Source organism: Aurantimonas litoralis, assembly GCF_026153195.1.
In the GTDB taxonomy this organism is placed as follows: domain Bacteria; phylum Pseudomonadota; class Alphaproteobacteria; order Rhizobiales; family Rhizobiaceae; genus Aurantimonas; species Aurantimonas coralicida.
This window is the reverse complement of the sequence record NZ_JAPFBM010000001.1, coordinates 243,340-260,646: the sequence shown is the minus strand read 5'-3', so window position 1 is coordinate 260,646 and position 17,307 is coordinate 243,340. Positions and strand designations below refer to the sequence as shown.

Annotated in this window: 16 protein-coding genes; all 16 read left to right on the top strand. The window is 64.9% G+C overall.

Annotation, left to right across the window (positions count from 1 at the left end):
* The first annotated feature begins 21 nt into the window (after positions 1–21).
* The 16 genes from N7I30_RS01305 to fliF all read left to right on the top strand — a co-directional run bounded on the left by N7I30_RS01305 (position 22) and on the right by fliF (position 17,306).
* Entirely contained in the window at positions 22–990 is a 969-nt protein-coding gene (locus N7I30_RS01305; protein ID WP_498636156.1) for a flagellin N-terminal helical domain-containing protein, read from the top strand.
* A gap of 300 nt (positions 991–1,290) precedes the next feature.
* Entirely contained in the window at positions 1,291–2,184 is an 894-nt protein-coding gene (locus N7I30_RS01300; protein WP_498636153.1) for a flagellin N-terminal helical domain-containing protein, read from the top strand.
* 296 nt (positions 2,185–2,480) lie between these two features.
* Positions 2,481–3,413: a flagellin N-terminal helical domain-containing protein gene (locus N7I30_RS01295; RefSeq protein WP_188075602.1), complete on the top strand. Its 933-nt coding sequence runs from the start codon at positions 2,481–2,483 to the stop codon at positions 3,411–3,413.
* Positions 3,414–3,726: 313 nt separating this feature from the next.
* On the top strand, positions 3,727–4,626 hold the full coding sequence (locus N7I30_RS01290) for a flagellin N-terminal helical domain-containing protein (protein WP_009210341.1): 900 nt from the start codon (positions 3,727–3,729) through the stop codon (positions 4,624–4,626).
* Between the two features lie 323 nt (positions 4,627–4,949).
* Positions 4,950–5,918, top strand: coding sequence for a flagellin N-terminal helical domain-containing protein (locus N7I30_RS01285; RefSeq protein ID WP_188075601.1), 969 nt, complete (start codon positions 4,950–4,952; stop codon positions 5,916–5,918).
* A 389-nt stretch (positions 5,919–6,307) separates the two neighbouring features.
* Positions 6,308–8,239 carry a methyl-accepting chemotaxis protein gene (locus N7I30_RS01280; RefSeq protein WP_228239741.1) on the top strand — a complete coding sequence of 644 codons (1,932 nt, stop codon included), beginning with the start codon at positions 6,308–6,310 and terminating at the stop codon, positions 8,237–8,239.
* Complete coding sequence (locus N7I30_RS01275; protein WP_024350327.1) at positions 8,239–8,544, top strand: STAS domain-containing protein; 306 nt, start codon at positions 8,239–8,241, stop codon at positions 8,542–8,544. Before N7I30_RS01280 ends, N7I30_RS01275 begins: the two co-directional genes overlap by 1 nt.
* Positions 8,541–8,912, top strand: coding sequence for a response regulator (locus tag N7I30_RS01270; RefSeq protein WP_009210338.1), 372 nt, complete (start codon positions 8,541–8,543; stop codon positions 8,910–8,912). The genes N7I30_RS01275 and N7I30_RS01270 overlap by 4 nt, the downstream gene beginning before the upstream one ends.
* A gap of 92 nt (positions 8,913–9,004) precedes the next feature.
* Positions 9,005–11,302 (top strand): chemotaxis protein CheA, encoded by a 2,298-nt coding sequence (locus tag N7I30_RS01265; RefSeq protein ID WP_498636149.1) that lies wholly within the window; start codon positions 9,005–9,007, stop codon positions 11,300–11,302.
* Positions 11,303–11,307: 5 nt separating this feature from the next.
* A complete protein-coding gene (locus tag N7I30_RS01260) occupies positions 11,308–11,802 on the top strand; it encodes a chemotaxis protein CheW (protein ID WP_009210336.1) in 495 nt (164 codons plus the stop codon).
* A gap of 187 nt (positions 11,803–11,989) precedes the next feature.
* Positions 11,990–12,835, top strand: a complete 846-nt coding sequence (locus N7I30_RS01255; protein WP_230784667.1) for a CheR family methyltransferase — start codon at positions 11,990–11,992, stop codon at positions 12,833–12,835.
* A gap of 86 nt (positions 12,836–12,921) precedes the next feature.
* On the top strand, positions 12,922–13,965 hold the full coding sequence (locus N7I30_RS01250; RefSeq protein WP_188075597.1) for a protein-glutamate methylesterase/protein-glutamine glutaminase: 1,044 nt from the start codon (positions 12,922–12,924) through the stop codon (positions 13,963–13,965).
* Between the two features lie 110 nt (positions 13,966–14,075).
* Positions 14,076–14,465, top strand: coding sequence for a response regulator (locus tag N7I30_RS01245; RefSeq protein ID WP_009210333.1), 390 nt, complete (start codon positions 14,076–14,078; stop codon positions 14,463–14,465).
* A complete protein-coding gene (locus N7I30_RS01240; RefSeq protein WP_024350332.1) occupies positions 14,465–15,004 on the top strand; it encodes a chemotaxis protein CheD in 540 nt (179 codons plus the stop codon). Before N7I30_RS01245 ends, N7I30_RS01240 begins: the two co-directional genes overlap by 1 nt.
* A gap of 75 nt (positions 15,005–15,079) precedes the next feature.
* The gene (locus N7I30_RS01235; protein ID WP_483213260.1) at positions 15,080–15,442 is read left to right on the top strand and encodes a DUF8776 family protein; all 363 of its coding nucleotides are present in this window, start codon (positions 15,080–15,082) and stop codon (positions 15,440–15,442) included.
* Positions 15,443–15,614: 172 nt separating this feature from the next.
* Positions 15,615–17,306 carry a flagellar basal-body MS-ring/collar protein FliF gene (gene fliF / locus N7I30_RS01230; RefSeq protein WP_230784664.1) on the top strand — a complete coding sequence of 564 codons (1,692 nt, stop codon included), beginning with the start codon at positions 15,615–15,617 and terminating at the stop codon, positions 17,304–17,306.
* Position 17,307: the final 1 nt, after the last annotated feature.

The window sequence follows — 17,307 nt, the reverse complement described above, 5'->3', positions numbered from 1 at the left end:
TTCCGCGTTACGGGACACATCATGACCTCGATCAATACCAACGTGTCGGCAATGACGGCTCTCCAGAGCCTGTCGATGATCAACAGCAATCTCGACGAGACGCAGAACCGCATCTCGACCGGCTTCCGCGTTGGTGCGGCGTCGGACAATGCCGCCTACTGGTCGATCGCCACCACGATGCGTTCGGACAACAAGGCGCTCGGCGCCGTCGAAGACGCGCTCGGCCTCGGCCAGGCGAAGGTCGACACGGCCTATACCGGCATGAAGGCCGCCATCGACGTTGTCGACGAGATCAAGACCAAGCTGGTTGCCGCGCGCGAGCCGGGTGTCGATCGCAACAAGATCCAGTCCGAGATCGCCGAACTGAAGAACCAGCTGACGTCGATCTCCGAATCGGCCTCGTTCTCCGGTGAGAACTGGCTGAATTTCGACGGTGCGGCAGTCACCAAGAACGTCGTCGCCTCGTTCAACCGCAGCAGTGCCGGCGCCGTCTCGGTCGGGACGATCGCCATCGACGCATCGGCGGTGAAGCTCATCGGTACCGACGGTGCCGGCACCCCGGCCGATGACGGCATCCTCAACAAGGACGCGCTGATCGGTGACGATGCCACGCAGATCGCCGGCAACGTCATGGACATCGACATCAGCACTGCGGTGCTCGATCAGGCCGCGGTCGATGGCGCCTACACGACCGCCGAGACCGTCGAGACCGTCATCGACGCGATGATCTCGAATGTCGACACGGCGCTGAAGAGCATGACCACCGCCGCGTCCAATCTCGGTGCCGCCCAGAGCCGCATGGATATCCAGTCGGAGTTCGTGTCCAACCTGCGCGATTCCATCGAGAAGGGTGTCGGCACGCTGGTCGATGCGGACATGACCGAGGAATCGACCCGCCTGAAGGCTCTGCAGACCCAGCAGCAGCTCGGCGTCCAGGCCCTGTCGATCGCCAACTCGTCCTCGCAGTCGCTGATGTCCCTGTTCCGCTAATCCGGAACGCAGCCATTCTGAAGCGAACGGGTCCGGCCGCAAGGCCGGGCCCGTTTTTGCGTTCGGGGCAGGGCGGTTGGTCCACCTCTTAGCATTTGATTCAGGATGAACTTTGAAGCGAAGTTCGGAGCATGTCGTTAACTATCAAATTTAAGTAGTGGGTAGGTGGCGGCGGCGCAAAGTAGCGTCATAGCGAGGTGACGGGCGTAGGGAACGCCGGTCACGGGCATGATGCCGCTTCGTTATACCGGCCGGCCCGGACTGTCCCCTGTTTGAAATTCCGCGTTACGGGACAACACAATGACCTCGATCAATACCAATACTTCGGCAATGACGGCTCTGCAGAGCCTGTCGGCGATCAACAACAGCCTCGACGAGACCCAGAACCGCATCTCAACCGGTTACCGCGTCGGTGCGGCGTCGGACAACGCCGCCTACTGGTCGATCGCCACGACCATGCGCTCCGACAACAAGGCGCTCGGCGCCGTCGAAGACGCCCTCGGTCTCGGCCAGGCCAAGGTCGACACGGCCTATACCGGCATGACCGCCGCCATCGACGTCGTCGACGAGATCAAGACCAAGCTGGTTGCCGCGCGCGAGCCGGGTGTCGACAAGACCAAGATCCAGTCCGAAATCAAGGAACTGCAGGGTCAGCTAACCTCGATCGCGTCCTCGGCCTCCTTCTCGGGCGAGAACTGGCTGTCGATCGGCACGGGCATCACCGCCGGCACCAAGAATGTCGTCGCCTCGTTCAACCGCGCGGCTGACGGCACGGTGTCGGTCGGTACCATCGGCGTCGACACCACCAAGACGAAGCTGTTCGACACCGACAATGCCGACGGCATCCTGGACGGCGCACGCACCGGCACCACCGTCGTGTCGACGCTGGCGCTGACCGGCGCGACCAGCGACGCGGACATCTCGACGATGATCTCGGACGTCGACGAAGCGATTGGCCTGATGACGACGGCTGCCTCGAACCTCGGTGCCGCCAAGAGCCGCATGGACATCCAGTCGGAGTTCGTCTCCAACCTGCGCGATTCCATCGAGAAGGGCGTCGGCACGCTGGTGGATGCGGACATGACCGAAGAGTCGACCCGCCTGAAGGCGCTGCAGACGCAGCAGCAGCTGGGCGTGCAGGCGCTGTCGATCGCCAACTCTTCCTCGCAGTCGCTGCTGTCGCTCTTCCGTTAAGACACGACAACTCGACATTGAGACAGACGGGTTCGGCCGCAAGGCCGGGCCCGTTTTCGCGTGAGGGAGGGCATATGGCGCCCCTTTAGGAATTCATTCAGTATGGCGCACGAAGCGGTCTCTGCTGAAGTCGTTAACCAACAACTTTAAGTAGCCGGTAGCTGATGCCGGACGATGGTGCCCTCATAACGAGGTGACCGGCGAGCAGATCATCGGTCACGGGCATGATGCCGCTTCGTTATACCGGCCGATCCGGACTGTCCCCTGTTTGAAATTCCGCGTTACGGGACACCAACATGACCTCCATCAACACCAATACGTCGGCGATGACGGCGCTGCAGAGCCTCTCGGCGATCAACAGCAGCCTCGACCAGACCCAGAACCGCATCTCCACCGGCTATCGCGTCGGCGCAGCGTCGGACAACGCCGCCTACTGGTCGATCGCGACCACGATGCGCTCGGACAACAAGGCCCTCGGCGCCGTCGAAGACGCGCTTGGCCTCGGCCAGGCGAAGGTCGACACGGCCTATACCGGCATGAAGGCCGCGATCGACGTCGTCGACGAAATGAAGGCCAAGCTCGTCGCCGCCAAGGAACCCGGCGTCGACAAGGCGAAGATCCAGTCCGAGCTCAAGGAGCTTCAGGGCCAGCTCGGCTCGATCGCCACCTCGGCCTCCTTCTCCGGTGAGAACTGGCTGAAGTTCGATGGCGGCACCGGCTCGAAGAGCGTCGTCGCGTCCTTCAACCGCTCGGCCGCCGGCACGGTGTCCGTCGGCACGATCGACATCGACGTCTCGTCGGTGAAGCTGTTCCGCGACGTCGCGGCAGTCGGAACGGGCGATGGAATCCTCGACAAGGAGACCACCACGGCCAACGGCGCTGGAACGCCGGTGAACGTCACCTACACGGTGTCCACCCTCGACATCACCCTGGCCGATGTCGACGACACGGTCCTCACCGGAATGATCTCGGCCGTCGATACGGCCCTGAAGTCGATGACCACGGCCGGTTCGAACCTCGGTGCTTCCAAGAGCCGCATGGATATCCAGTCGGAGTTCGTCTCCAACCTGCGCGATTCCATCGAGAAGGGTGTCGGCACCCTGGTCGATGCGGACATGACCGAAGAGTCGACCCGCCTGAAGGCCCTGCAGACGCAGCAGCAGCTGGGCGTGCAGGCGCTGTCGATCGCCAACTCCTCCTCGCAGTCGCTGCTGTCGCTCTTCCGCTAAGACACGACACTTCGACACTGAGACCGACGGGTCCGGCCGCAAGGCCGGGCCCGTTTTTGCGTTGATCCGGGCGCGTATTGCAGAAAATCCGCAAGGATTCATTAGAGCTTGATTCAGGATGCCGCAGCAAAGCCGGGCCCGGACCTGACGTTAACTATCCGGCTTAAGTAGCCGGTAGCCGATGCCGGCCGATGGTGCCCCCATAACGAGGTGACCGGTGGAGAGTTCATCGGTCACGGGCATGATGCCGCTTCGTTATGCCGGCCGATCCGGACTGTCCCCTGTTTGAAATTCCGCGTTACGGGACAACACAATGACCTCGATCAACACCAATACGTCGGCAATGACCGCTCTGCAGAGCCTGTCGGCGATCAACAGCAGCCTCGACCAGACCCAGAACCGCATCTCCACCGGCTACCGCGTCGGTGCGGCGTCGGACAACGCCGCCTACTGGTCGATCGCGACCACGATGCGGTCCGACAACAAGGCCCTCGGTGCCGTTCAGGACGCCCTCGGCCTCGGCCAGGCGAAGGTCGATACGGCCTATACCGGCATGACCGCCGCCATCGACGTCGTCGATGAGATCAAGTCGAAGCTGGTTGCCGCCCGCGAGCCGGGTGTCGACAAGACCAAGATCAACTCGGAAATCAAGGAACTGCAGGGTCAGCTGACCTCGATCGCCTCGTCGGCGTCGTTCTCGGGTGAGAACTGGCTGTCGGTCAACAGCGGTGCCGCGGGCTACACGGCGACGAAGTCCGTTGTCGCGTCGTTCAACCGCGATTCCGGCGGCAACGTCTCGGTCGGCACCATCGGCGTCGACACGTCGAAGACGAAGCTGTTCGATTCGAACGGCGCGGCCGGCATTCTCGACACGGGCCGCACGGGTGGCACGGTTGTCTCCACCTTCACGCTGACCGGTGCCACCACCGACGCGAACATCTCGACGATGATCTCGGATGTGGACGAGGCCCTTGGTGCGATGACCACCGCCGCCTCGAACCTCGGCGCTGCCAAGAGCCGCATGGATATCCAGTCGGAGTTCGTCTCCAACCTGCGTGACTCCATCGAGAAGGGTGTCGGCACGCTGGTCGACGCGGACATGACGGAAGAGTCGACCCGCCTGAAGGCGCTGCAGACGCAGCAGCAGCTGGGCGTGCAGGCGCTGTCGATTGCCAACTCCTCCTCGCAGTCGCTGCTGTCGCTCTTCCGCTAAGACACGACACCTCGACATTGAGACAGACGGGTCCGGCCGCAAGGCCGGGCCCGTTTTCGCGTCTGCCCATGGAAGCCTGCCGACCTATTTCTCGTCTTTGAACGGTCTTGTTAATCCTTCGTTGAGGATGACCACGATCCGGGCCGGTCCTGCCCACGCGTTAACCAATGAATTTAAGTAGCCGGTAGTCGATACCGGCCGATGGTGGCCCCATAGCGAGGTGACCGGTGAAGAGTTCATCGGTCACGGGCATGATGCCGCTTCGTTATGCCGGCCGATCCGGACTGTCCCCTGTTTGAAATTCCGCGTTACGGGACAACACAATGACTTCCATCAACACCAATACGTCGGCGATGACGGCTCTGCAGAGCCTGTCGGCAATCAACAGCAGCCTCGACCAGACCCAGAACCGCATCTCGACCGGTTACCGCGTCGGTGCGGCGTCGGACAACGCCGCCTACTGGTCGATCGCGACCACGATGCGGTCCGACAACAAGGCGCTCGGCGCCGTCGAAGACGCCCTCGGCCTCGGCCAGGCGAAGGTCGACGTGGCCTATACGGGCATGGAAGCGGCGATCGACGTCACCTCCGAGATCAAGTCCAAGCTGCTGGCGGCTCTCGAGCCGGGCGTCGACAAGACCAAGATCAACTCGGAACTGACCGAGCTGAAGAACCAGCTCTCCAGCATCGCGTCCTCGGCCAGCTTCTCGGGCGAGAACTGGCTGCAGAACTCGACCGCGGCCGCAGCCGGCACCAAGAACGTCGTCGCGTCGTTCAACCGCGATTCCGGCGGCAACGTCTCGGTCGGCACCATCGGGCTGGACGTCTCCAGCATGACGCTGATCGGCACGGACAACGAAACCCTGGGTCTCCTGACCAAGGACTACGATGCCGACCAGCTGCTGGCCACGCCGACGGCGACGCCGGACAATTACCGGCTGATCGACGTCGTCGGTCAAACGACTGCGGCCACGGGTACGGTGATTGCCCTGGCCAGCACCACAACGGATGCACAGGTGAACGCCATGGTGCGGGTCGTCGACAAGATCCTTTCGGACATGACCACGGCGGCCTCCAATCTCGGTGCCTCCAAGAGCCGCATGGATATCCAGTCGGAGTTCGTCTCCAACCTGCGGAACTCCATCGACAAGGGCGTCGGCACGCTGGTCGATGCGGACATGACCGAGGAATCGACCCGGCTGAAGGCGCTGCAGACGCAGCAGCAGCTCGGCGTCCAGGCACTGTCCATCGCCAACTCGTCCTCGCAGTCGGTGCTGTCGCTCTTCCGTTAATCGGATCGCACAGTCCGAAGGGACTGAACGGGTCCGGCCGCAAGGCCGGGCCCGTTTTGCGTCCGGCGTCCGGCTGGCGGTGAGGGGAGGGGGCGGAACAGATCGGCCTGCGAACTGTACGACAACCTTACCTTGCGCGGGGCAAATACAAGATAATCTTACTGTTTTTATTTTCCGAGAACCAACCTCAGGGCCGGGTCCGCAAGACAAATGAAAGCAATTTGAGACCAAATGGTGCGGCGACTGCAAAGACGATGCAGCGCATCCCTGACGCAAGCTTCGACGGCCCGACGATAAGAATCCGTTAACCATCCCTCCACTAATTTCCCCTCGGCGTCGTTCCGCAAGCCCGGAGCCGTCGCCGCTGCTTTCCAAGGACGTAACCGCTCATGCAAATGGCCAATCTCAAGATATCAACGAAGATCGCAGCAGCCTTCGCGATCCTCGTCGTGATCGCCGCCTGCATGGGGGCGCTGCTGTTCCAGTCGATGGTCAAGATCGAGACGGCCGCCGAGGACAAGAACAACCAGGTCGCGCTGTCGAACGCCGCGATTGACGCGCGCTTCGCGCTGGCCCGCCAGGAAAACTCGCTGCGCGGCTTCATGATCACCCGCGACGCCTATTTCTCGGGCCGGGTGAAGGAGCATTACGCGACCTTCCAGAAGAACGTCGCATATCTCGGCGAGGTCGCCGGTGCCGGCAGCCCGATCGCCGCGCAATTGCCGCAGGTGTCTGCCGCGATGCAGGCATGGCAGACCGAGATCGCCGACCCGGTGATCCGCAATGCCGGCAACGAACTCACCTACCCGCAGGCGCTGGCGCTCTTCAATTCGGGCAAGGCCGACGAGTTCATCGAGCCGATCGAGACCATTCTCGATGGCGTCCGCGAGACGACGACGGCCGGCGTCGCCGCGGCCAGCAACGCCGAAGCCGCTGCCAATGTCGCCGCCGAGACCGCTCTTCTGGCCGGCATGGGCGCGCTGATCCTGGTTGCCGCCGGTCTCGGTTGGGCCCTGTCCCGCGGGATCGCCACTCCGATTGTCCAGATGACCGGCGTGATGCGCAAGCTCGCCGATGGCGACAAGACCATCACGGTCCCTGGCGCGCAGCGCAAGGACGAGGTCGGCGAGATGGCCGGCGCTGTCGAGACCTTCAAGCAGGCCGCGATCGAGCGGGACGAACTTGCCGCAACGGCCGAGGCCGCCCGTATCAGCCAGGACGAGGCCAAGAAGCGTCAAGCGGCGCTCGACAATGCCAAGGCCGAGGATTTGCGGGCCTTTGTCGGCGTCGTCGAGGTGGGCTTCGAGCGCCTGTCGGCCGGTGACCTGACCGTGCGCATGCAGGACAAGGTGGCCGAGGAATTCGAGCCGATCCGCGCCAAGTTCAACGCCAGTGTCGCCTCGCTGGAAGAGGCCATCGGCCATGTCGTGACGTCCATCGCCTCGATCCGTACCGGTCTCGGCGAGATCAACACCGCGTCGAACGATCTCGCCCATCGCACCGAGCAGCAGGCGGCGAGCCTCGAGGAAACCGTCGCCGCGCTCGGCGAAGTGACCCAGGCCGTCAACGAGACCGCCGAGGGCGCCGGCAAGGCGCAGCAGGTCGCATCCGGTGCCCGCGAAAAGGCGCAGAAGGGCGGCGAGGTCGTCGGCAAGGCGGTCGCGGCCATGGGCCAGATCGAGCAGTCCTCGGAGAAGATCAACTCGATCATTTCCGTCATCGACGAGATTGCCTTCCAGACCAACCTCCTCGCCCTGAATGCCGGTGTCGAGGCGGCACGGGCCGGCGAGGCGGGCAAGGGCTTTGCGGTCGTCGCCCAGGAAGTGCGGGGCCTCGCCCAGCGCTCGGCGGAAGCCGCCAAGGAGATCAAGACGCTGATCGCGACGTCCCGCGAGCAGGTCGGCACCGGCGTCGAGCTGGTCACGGCGTCCGGCAAGTCGCTGGAGGAGATCGTGACCGAAGTCAGCGCCATGGCGGAAGTCATCTCGACCATCGCGTCGAGCGCTCGCGAACAGGCGACCAGCCTGCGCGAGGTCTCGGGCGCGGCCGACCAGATGGACAAGGTCACCCAGCAGAACGCCGCCATGGTCGAGGAAGCCACCGCGGCCAGCCAGACGCTGGCCAACGAGACCGACGAACTGGCCCATGCCATGGCCAAGTTCAGCACCAGTGCCGGCAATGCCGGTGCGCGCCGCAGCGAAGGCCGCGCGCAGCCGCAGCGCCATGCCCCGTCCCGCGGCGTGACGCAGATGCGCACGACCGGTTCGGGCGGTGCTGCCCGCGCGCCGCAGATTCAAGAAGATAGCTGGGAGGAGTTCTGATGGCCCGGAAGCCCGCAACCCGCAAGGCGACATCCGTCGGCCTGCCGGAAGTTCTCGACATCAAGGCAGCCGCACCACTGGCGGAACAGCTCCTGGCCCTGCGCGGCGGACCGGTCAAGGTCGACGCCTCCAAGGTCACCCGGCTCGGCGGCCAGTGCGTTCAGGTCCTGCTCTCGGCAGCCGCGACCTGGAAGGTCGATGACACGCCGTTCGACCTCGATACACCTTCGGACGCCTTTTTGAGCGGCCTCGAACTTCTCGGGCTTTCGCCCGAGCACATCAGCGACAAGGGAAGCCTCGCATGAGCAGGACAGTTCTGACGATCGACGACTCGCGCACCATGCGCGAGATGCTGCGGGCGACATTGTCGTCGCAGGGCTTCATCGTGGTGCAGGCCGAGGACGGTGCCCACGGGATCGAGGTCCTGGAAGGCATGGAAGTCGAGCCGGATGTCATCATCACGGACATCAACATGCCCCGCAAGGACGGCTTCCAGTTCATTGAGGAAGTGCGGGTCGATCCCCGGCGTCGCGCCATCCCGATCCTGGTGCTGACCACGGAAAGCGACGCCGAGAAGAAGCAGCGGGCCCGCACCGCGGGGGCGACCGGCTGGATCGTCAAGCCGTTCGACCCGGTCAAGCTGGTCGACGCGATCAACCGCGTCGCCGCCTAGGCAGAGCGCCCTGTCGGCGGTCGCGCGGCCCGAGCGGGCCGGAGTGACCGCGACGCAGACAGCAGTCCGAGCAGGAACAAGAAGGTAGCGACATGGACGCGATGGCCGAAATCCGGCAGACATTCTTCGAGGAATGTGCCGAGCAGCTTGCAGAGCTGGAAGCCGGGCTGCTGGCGATCGAGAATGGCGAGGCCGATTCCGATACGGTCAACGCGGTCTTCCGGGCTGTCCATTCGATCAAGGGCGGCGCCGGCGCCTTCAGCCTCGACGATCTGGTGCGCTTCGCCCATATCTTCGAGACAACGCTCGACGAGCTGCGCTCCAACCGGCTGGAAGCGACGGACACGGTCATCAAGGTGATGCTGCGTTCCGGCGACGCCCTGGCCGACCTCGTCACCGTCGCCCGCGACGGCGGTGTGGCCGACGCGGCCCGCAATGACGGCCTGGCCGCCGAACTCAAGGCACTGGTCGGCGGCGGCGCGGTCGAGACCGAGGATGCGGCCGGCGAGGACGACAACCAGGGCATGGGCGATCTCGACTTCGTCCCGATCGCCGTGGATCTCGACGATCTTCTCGGCGGCGGCGACGACGCGGACGATGACGGCGAGACGGTTTTCCAGATCTCCTTCAAGCCGCATGAAGGTCTCTATTCCAAGGCCAACGAGGCGGCGGTCGTCCTGCGCGATCTCTGCAAGCTCGGCGAGGCCGAGGTAACCTGCGACACCAGCGAGCTGCCGCAGCTGCAGGATCTCGACCCCGAGAGCGCCTATCTCACCTGGAACATCGAGCTGCGCACCTCCGCGACCGAAGAGGCCGTGCGCGAAATCTTCGAATTCGTCGAGTGGGATTGCGACTTGACGATCGAGGCCGACAAGCCGGAAGGCGACGCCGGCGGCTTCGATTCCGATCTGGCCGAGATCCTGGCCCGCATCCGCGGCGACGTGCCGGCGGAGGCTCCCGAGGAGACCGTCGACGCGCCGGAAGCAGCCGCGCCCGACGCCGAACCCGTCGCCGAGGACGAGACGCCCGCCGCTCCCGCAGCGACCGCCGCGCCCGAGCCGGCGAGCGTTCCCGCAGCAGCACCGGCTCCGACCGCCAACGCCGTGCCGAAGGCGATGCCCTCCGAGGCCAAGGCGGCTCCCGAATCCGACGGCAAGCCGGCCGCGGCGACGACTGCGGCCGCCCAGACCATCCGTGTCGATCTGGAGCGCGTCGACCGGCTGATCGACCTCGTCGGTGAGCTGGTCATCCATCAGGTCATGCTGTCCCAGCGCGCCTATCAGGCGGGTCTCGCCCGCACCTCGGAGCTGGCGGTCGGTCTCGACGAGCTCGAGCAGCTCACCCGCGGCATCCAGGACAGCGTCATGGCGATCCGCGCCCAGCCGGTGAAGTCGGTCTTCCAGCGGCTGCCGCGGCTTGCCCGCGAAGTCGCCGAGATTTCCGGCAAGACGGTGCGCCTCGTCACGGAAGGCGAGTGGACCGAAGTCGACAAGACGGTCATCGAGCGCCTCGCCGATCCGCTGACCCACATGCTGCGCAATGCCATCGACCACGGGCTGGAGAAGCCCGAGGTGCGACTGGCGGCCGGCAAGCCCGCCGAAGGCGTGGTGAAGGTCGCGGCGATGCACCGTTCGGGCCGCATCGTCATCGAGATCACCGATGACGGCGCCGGCATCAACCGTCCGAAGGTCCAGGAGATCGCCGTCAGCAAGGGCCTCGTCCCGGCCGATGCGAACCTGACCAACGAGGAGATCGACAATCTGATCTTCGCGCCGGGCTTCTCGACCGCCTCCTCGGTGTCGGAGCTTTCGGGCCGCGGCGTCGGCATGGATGTCGTCAAGCGTTCGATCCAGGCCCTCGGCGGCCGCGTGTCGATCACCTCCGAACCCGGCAAGGGCTCGATCTTCACGATGAGCCTGCCGCTGACGCTGGCCGTCCTCGACGGCATGATCGTCTCGGTCGGCGACCAGACCGTGGTTGTACCGCTGACCGCGATCATCGAGACGCTGCAGCCCAAGCCCGAAGAGGTGAAGAGCTTCGGCGGCGACGCCCGGCTGGTGAAGGTGCGCGACAGCTTCCTGCCGCTGGTCGATGTCGGGCGGGAGCTCGGCTTCACCGATCAGCCGACGGACGCCACCGGCGGCGTCGCGATCCTGGTCGAGGCGGAGAAGGGCCTGCGTTCGGCGCTTCTCGTCGATGCCATCCAGGGGCAGCGCCAGGTCGTGATCAAGAGCCTCGAGACCAATTACGGCAACGTGCCCGGCATCGCCGCGGCCACCATTCTCGGCGACGGTCGTGTCGCCCTCATTCTCGACGTCGATACCGTCGTCGCGACATCGCGGGGCGATATCGCCTTCGCCAGCAACGCCATGCAACAGGCCGCGGAGTAGGATAGATGACGACTTCTCACAACCAGATCGGCAAGCCCGCCCAGAACGACAATCGCGGTGAAGGCAATGGCCGCGAGCTCGTCGCCTTCCGCATCGGCGAGCAGGAATTCTGCGTCGACATCATGTCGGTGCGGGAAATCCGTGGCTGGACCCCGGCGACCCCGATCCCGCACGCCCCGTCCTACGTCAACGGCGTCATCAACCTGCGCGGCGCGGTTCTGCCGATCGTCGACCTGGCGGCCCGTCTGGGCTTCCCGAAGACGCAGCCGACGGCGCGCAGCGTCATCATCGTGGCCCGTTCGCAGCAGCAGCTCTTCGGCCTGCTGGTGGACGCGGTCTCCGATATACTGACGGTGACCGACGACGCCCTGCAGCCGCCGCCGGACATGGCGACGGAGTTCGCCAAGCAGTTCGTGCGCGGCGTCATGGCGCTGGAAGGCCGCATGGTCTCCCTGATCGCCACCGACAACGTGCTGCCGCAGCTGCGCGACGCGGCCTGAGCTGGGCGCACGACACAGCACGCAACAGCAGACAAGATGACAGAAATGGTGCGATGGAGCCGGGCATGGGATGCCCGGTTCCCGTGCCCGAAGTGGAGTGGGGCGTTTGGCGGCCGGACATCAGCAGGAAAAGCCGGTAGGCAGGCGGCGGGCCGATTCCGCGTCGATCGGGGCGGGCGAGTTCCCGATGACCGAGGCGGATTTCACCAACATCGCGCGCATTCTCTACGATGACGCGGGCATCCATCTGTCGCCCTCCAAGGCGACACTGGTCTATTCGCGGCTGTCCAAGCGGCTGCGCAGTCTCGGCATGGAGAGCTTCCGCGACTATTGCGAGCATGTCGCCGGTGCGGGTGGCGCCGACGAGCGGATGAAGATGCTCGCCTCGCTGACCACCAACGTCACGCATTTCTTCCGCGAGCAGCATCATTTCGACCATCTGCGCAACAGCCTGCTGCCGCCGCTCCTGGCGAGCGCCAAGCGGGGCGGGCGGGTGCGCATCTGGTCGGCAGGCTGCTCCAACGGCCATGAACCCTATTCGATCGCCATGACCGTCCTGTCGATGATGCCGGATGCGGCCGATCACGACGTGCGCATCCTGGCCTCCGACATCGACCCGAACGTCGTCGCGACGGGCCGCGCCGGTATTTATTTGTCGAGCGACCTGCAGAACGTGCCGGCCGATCTGCGCCGGCGGTGGTTCCGCCCGGTGCACGGCGCTGCCGGCGGCAAGCGCGGGGCGACCGACGAGATGGCCTTCGAGGTCGCCGACACGATGCGCGATCTCGTCGCCTTCCGCGAACTGAACCTGATCGGCCAGTGGCCGATGAAGGGCATGTTCGACGCGATCTTCTGCCGGAACGTGACCATCTATTTCGACCAGACGACCCGCGAAAAGGTGTGGAACCGCTTCGCCGAGCGCATCCTGCCGGACGGCTTCCTCTATGTCGGCCATTCCGAGCGGGTCACCGGACCGGCGTCCAACACGCTCAGCTACGAATCCAACACCTCCTATCGCAAGGCTGGTGGCTGATCGTGATGGACCGCATCGACCCGAACCAGATTGCGGATTCGTCCACTGGATCCGACCCGCGTGATTCCGGACGGAGCAGAGCACCGATGACGGCACCCGCAACCGTTCTCATCGTCGACGATTCGATGACCATGCGGGCCCTGATCCGCAACGTGCTGCGCAACGATCCCGGCATCGAGGTGGTCGGCGAGGCCGCCAATCCCTTCGAGGCGCGCGAGAAGATGAAGGCGCTTGATCCCGACGTCGTCACGCTCGACGTCGAGATGCCCAACATGAACGGCATCGACTTCTTGCAGAAGATCATGCAGCTGCGGCCGACGCCGGTGATCATGGTGTCGAACCTCACCGCGCCCGGCGCGTCGGCGACCCTCGAAGCGCTGGAGATCGGCGCCTTCGACTGCATCGCCAAGCCCGGCGCCGGCGCCAATACCTTCGAGACCCTGCCGGGCCTGATCAAGGAGGCCGCGCAGGCCAAGGGCCGTCTGGTCAAGCGCCGGGGCAGGGTGGCGGCGCCGGCGACCCGCACCGCACCGTCGGCGCGCGCGCCGCACGAGATCACCTGCTCGCCGACCGGACCCGAGCTGATCGGCATCGGGTCGTCGACCGGCGGCGTCGAGGCGCTGACCCAGGTCCTGGCCGAGTTCCCGGCCGACTGCCCGCCGACGCTGATCGTGCAGCATCTGCCCGCCGCCTTCACCGGTTCCTTCGCCGCCCGGCTCGACCGCCTGTGCCCGGCCCACGTGAGCGAGGCCAAGGATGGCGACGTTTTGCGGCCCGGCCATATTTATCTGGCTCCCGGTGGCGGCCGGCACATGGTCCTGCGCAAGTCGATGCAGCCTTACATTTCGCTGGTCGCCGACGATCCGGTTTCCGGGCACCGACCTTCGGTGGACGTCCTGTTCGCGTCCATCGCCAAGAACTTCAAGGGCCGCTCCAGCGGCGTGATCCTGACCGGCATGGGCCGCGACGGTGCGCAGGGGCTCCTGGAGATGCGCAAGGGTGGCTCGCGCACCCTGGCGCAGGATGAGGCGAGTTCGCTCGTCTACGGCATGCCGCGCGTGGCCTACGAGATCGGCGCCGCGGAGAAGAGAGTCCCTCTTGCCAGAGTGACACGGCAAATATTTGCCTGACTGACTGATGTTCATCCGACATTGTTTCAAGTCAGCGCAAAATTCGATCCGGATGAGAGAATCTCTTCATAAAATTCCCCTTTAATAGGGATCCGACAAGGATAGACCCCATGAGCATCGCAGACCGGATCAGAGTTCTCATCGTCGACGATCATCGTACCAGCCGGATGCTGATACGAGATGCGTTGGAACAACTTGGAATCAAGCAGATCATCTTTGCCGTCGATGGTGAAGAGGCGCTGCAGACGATGATGACGGCGCCGTGCCACATCATCATCTCGGATTTCAACATGCCCAAGCTGGACGGTATCCAGCTTCTGAAGGCCGTACGGTCCTATGCGCCGACGAAGAAGACGCCCTTCATCATCCTGACGGGGCAGGGCGACCGCGAGCTGGTGCAGCGCGCCGCGCAGTTCGGCGTCAACAACTTTCTCGCCAAGCCGATCACGGTCCCCGTCCTCAAGAAGACCATGGAAGCGGTGGTCGGTCGTCTTCAGTGATGCTGAACCGGTCGGGAATGCAGCGCATCCATGTCATGCAAGGTGAAGCCCGGGTGGCGACGGGACCGGATACGGTCCTGACGACCCTGCTGGGTTCCTGCGTTGCGGCCTGCATCCACGATCGGGTGGCGGGGGTCGGCGGCATGAACCACTTCCTGTTGCCGGGCGCCGGCGATTCGGAAAGCGGCCGGACGGAGAGCTTCGGCCTCTATCTGATGGAACTGCTGATCAACGGGCTGCTGCAGCAGGGCGCGCGCCGCGAGAATCTTGAGGCGAAGCTGTTCGGCGGCGCCCAGACCGTCGATCGCCTGTCGAATGTCGGCTCCAAGAATGCCGTCTTCGCCGAGCGCTTCCTGCGCACGGAGAAGATCACCTATCTGGGCGGCAGCCTGGGCGGGGAATCGGGACGCCGCATCGAGTACTGGCCGCATTCCGGCCGAGCCCGGCAAATCCTGTTCGCGCCGACGGCGATGCCGCAGATTCCGGTGGCCCGTCCCGTCCGCAAGCCCGATGCCATCGGCGACGTGGAACTTTTCTGAAAGGATCGCGACGTACTCTGGCGAGCCGTCTCGAACCACTGTCTCGTTCAATTCTAGCGATCGAAGCGAAGCGCCATGTCGATGAGTTCCCTGTCCGACCTTTTCAGGACCCTCTCCCTCGAGCTGCGGGAACTCGCCAAGGATGCCGAGGCGATGCATGATCTCGTCTGCCCGGATCATGCCAAGCAGGACGCTGCCTATGTGCGCGCCGTGCAGCGCATCGACCGCACCCAGCAGACGCTCTGCAATCTCTCCACCTTCCTCGAAGCGGCCCGGGACGAACTGCCGGAGAGCTACGAAGTCGCGCTGAAATCGGCGCTCGAGACCGTGCGCCTGAACGATCTCAAGCTGCGTCTCGTCCCCTCCGCGCACAGCATGGCCGCGGCAATGTCGGACGAGTCCGACGGCGAGATGGAACTGTTCTCCCAGGCGTCCTGACCGGCCCCGACATCTCCGGCGTTCCGTTCCACGGCGCCGGACACGCGTCCAGATTGCATTTACCGACAGGTTTCTCGCGTTAACCCTTCATTAACCGTGGTCTCGCGCAAGCTTCGACCGGCATGGTCCGCTCGTACTTCGCAGTTACAGTTAAGGCAGGGTAGAGAGATCCATGGCGCTTGCCGTTGGCGGAAAAGCTCAGCAGCTTTTGACGAATCTGACCGCGCTCGGTCCACGCAGGCTCGGAGCACTGGGCCTGGTCGGACTGCTCGTCGTCGCCCTGGTGGGACTGGGCAGCTACTACCTGTCGCGTCCCGACATGGAGACGCTCTATTCGGGGCTCGACCGAACCGACGTGACGCGCATCGGCGCGGCCCTGACCGAAGCGGGCATCCCCTTCGACGTCGATTCCAAGGGCGACGCCATCCTGACGCCCTTCTCGCAGACGGCCCCGGCGCGCATGCTGCTCGCCGAAAAGGGCCTGCCGCGTTCCGAGAACGCCGGCTACGAACTCTTCGACAATCTCGGCTCGATCGGCCTGACCTCCTTCATGCAGGAGATCACCCGGGTTCGCGCGCTGGAAGGTGAGATCGCCCGCACCATCCAGACCCTGCGCAACGTGCGCGCCGCCCGCGTCCACATCGTCCTGCCCGACAAGGGCTCGTTCCGCCGCGAACAGCAGAAGCCCTCGGCCAGCGTCGTCGTGCGCACCGAGAACGGCAATGATTTCGGATCGGCCCAGGCGATCCGCTCGCTGGTCGCCTCGGCGATCCCGTCCATGACGCCGGAAGAGGTGACCATCCTCAATGCCGACGGCACGCTGCTGGCGTCCGGCGACGAAGGTGTTTCGGCCGCGCCCACCAAGCTCTTCGGCATCGAGAGCGTCGTCTCCAAGGACATCGAGCAGTCGATCCGCCGCACGCTCGCGCCCTATCTCGGCATCGGCAACTTCCAGACCAGCGTCGTTGCCCGGCTCGACACGGACCGCAAGCAGATCAGCGAACGTATCTTCGATCCCGAGAGCCGGGTCGAGCGCTCGACCCGCACCATTCGCGAGAACAACCAGTCGGCCAACCGCGCCAGCGAGACCCCGGTGGGCGTCGAGCAGGATGTCCGCGAAATCGACGCGCCCCCGGCGGGCGGCGGTGCCGGTGAGCAGTCGTCGGAAGAGACCGAGCGCCGCGAGGAACTCACCAACTACGAGATCAACGAGAAGACGATCTCCACGACCAGCGACGGCTACCAGGTCGAGCGCCTGTCGGTGGCCGTGGTCGTCGACCGCAAGCGCGTGCTCGAAGCCATCGGCGAGAACCCGACCGACGCCCAGATCGACGCGCGGATCGGCGAGATCAAGGCTCTGGTCGCTTCGGCGTCGGGCTTCTCGGCCGATCGGGGCGACCAGATCGAGGTGACCGCGGTCGACTTCATCGCCTCCGACGACGCCCTCGAGCCGATCCCGGCCCCGAGCCTCGGCGAGATGTTCATGCGCCAGTCCGGCACGCTCATCAACGCTCTCACCATCCTCGCCGTGGCGATCATGCTGATCTGGTTCGGTCTGAAGCCGGCCGTCCGCGCCATCGCCGCCATGCCGGCTGCCGAAGGGACCACCCTGGCCGCGCTGGACGACGACGAGATGCCGGAGCTGGACGACGATGCCCGCGCCCTGTCGGAAAGCCTCCTGGAGAACCTGAACTACGATTCCGATCCGGCCGGCGGCTCGGGCAACGAGATCGGCTTCCTCGACGACCTCAACTTCAATGTGGGCAATTCGCCGAGGGCCCGCCTCGAGCGGCTCCTGGACCACAACGAAGAGCATGCCGCCACCGTCATGAAGCAGTGGCTCAACCAGAAAGAGGCGGCCTAAG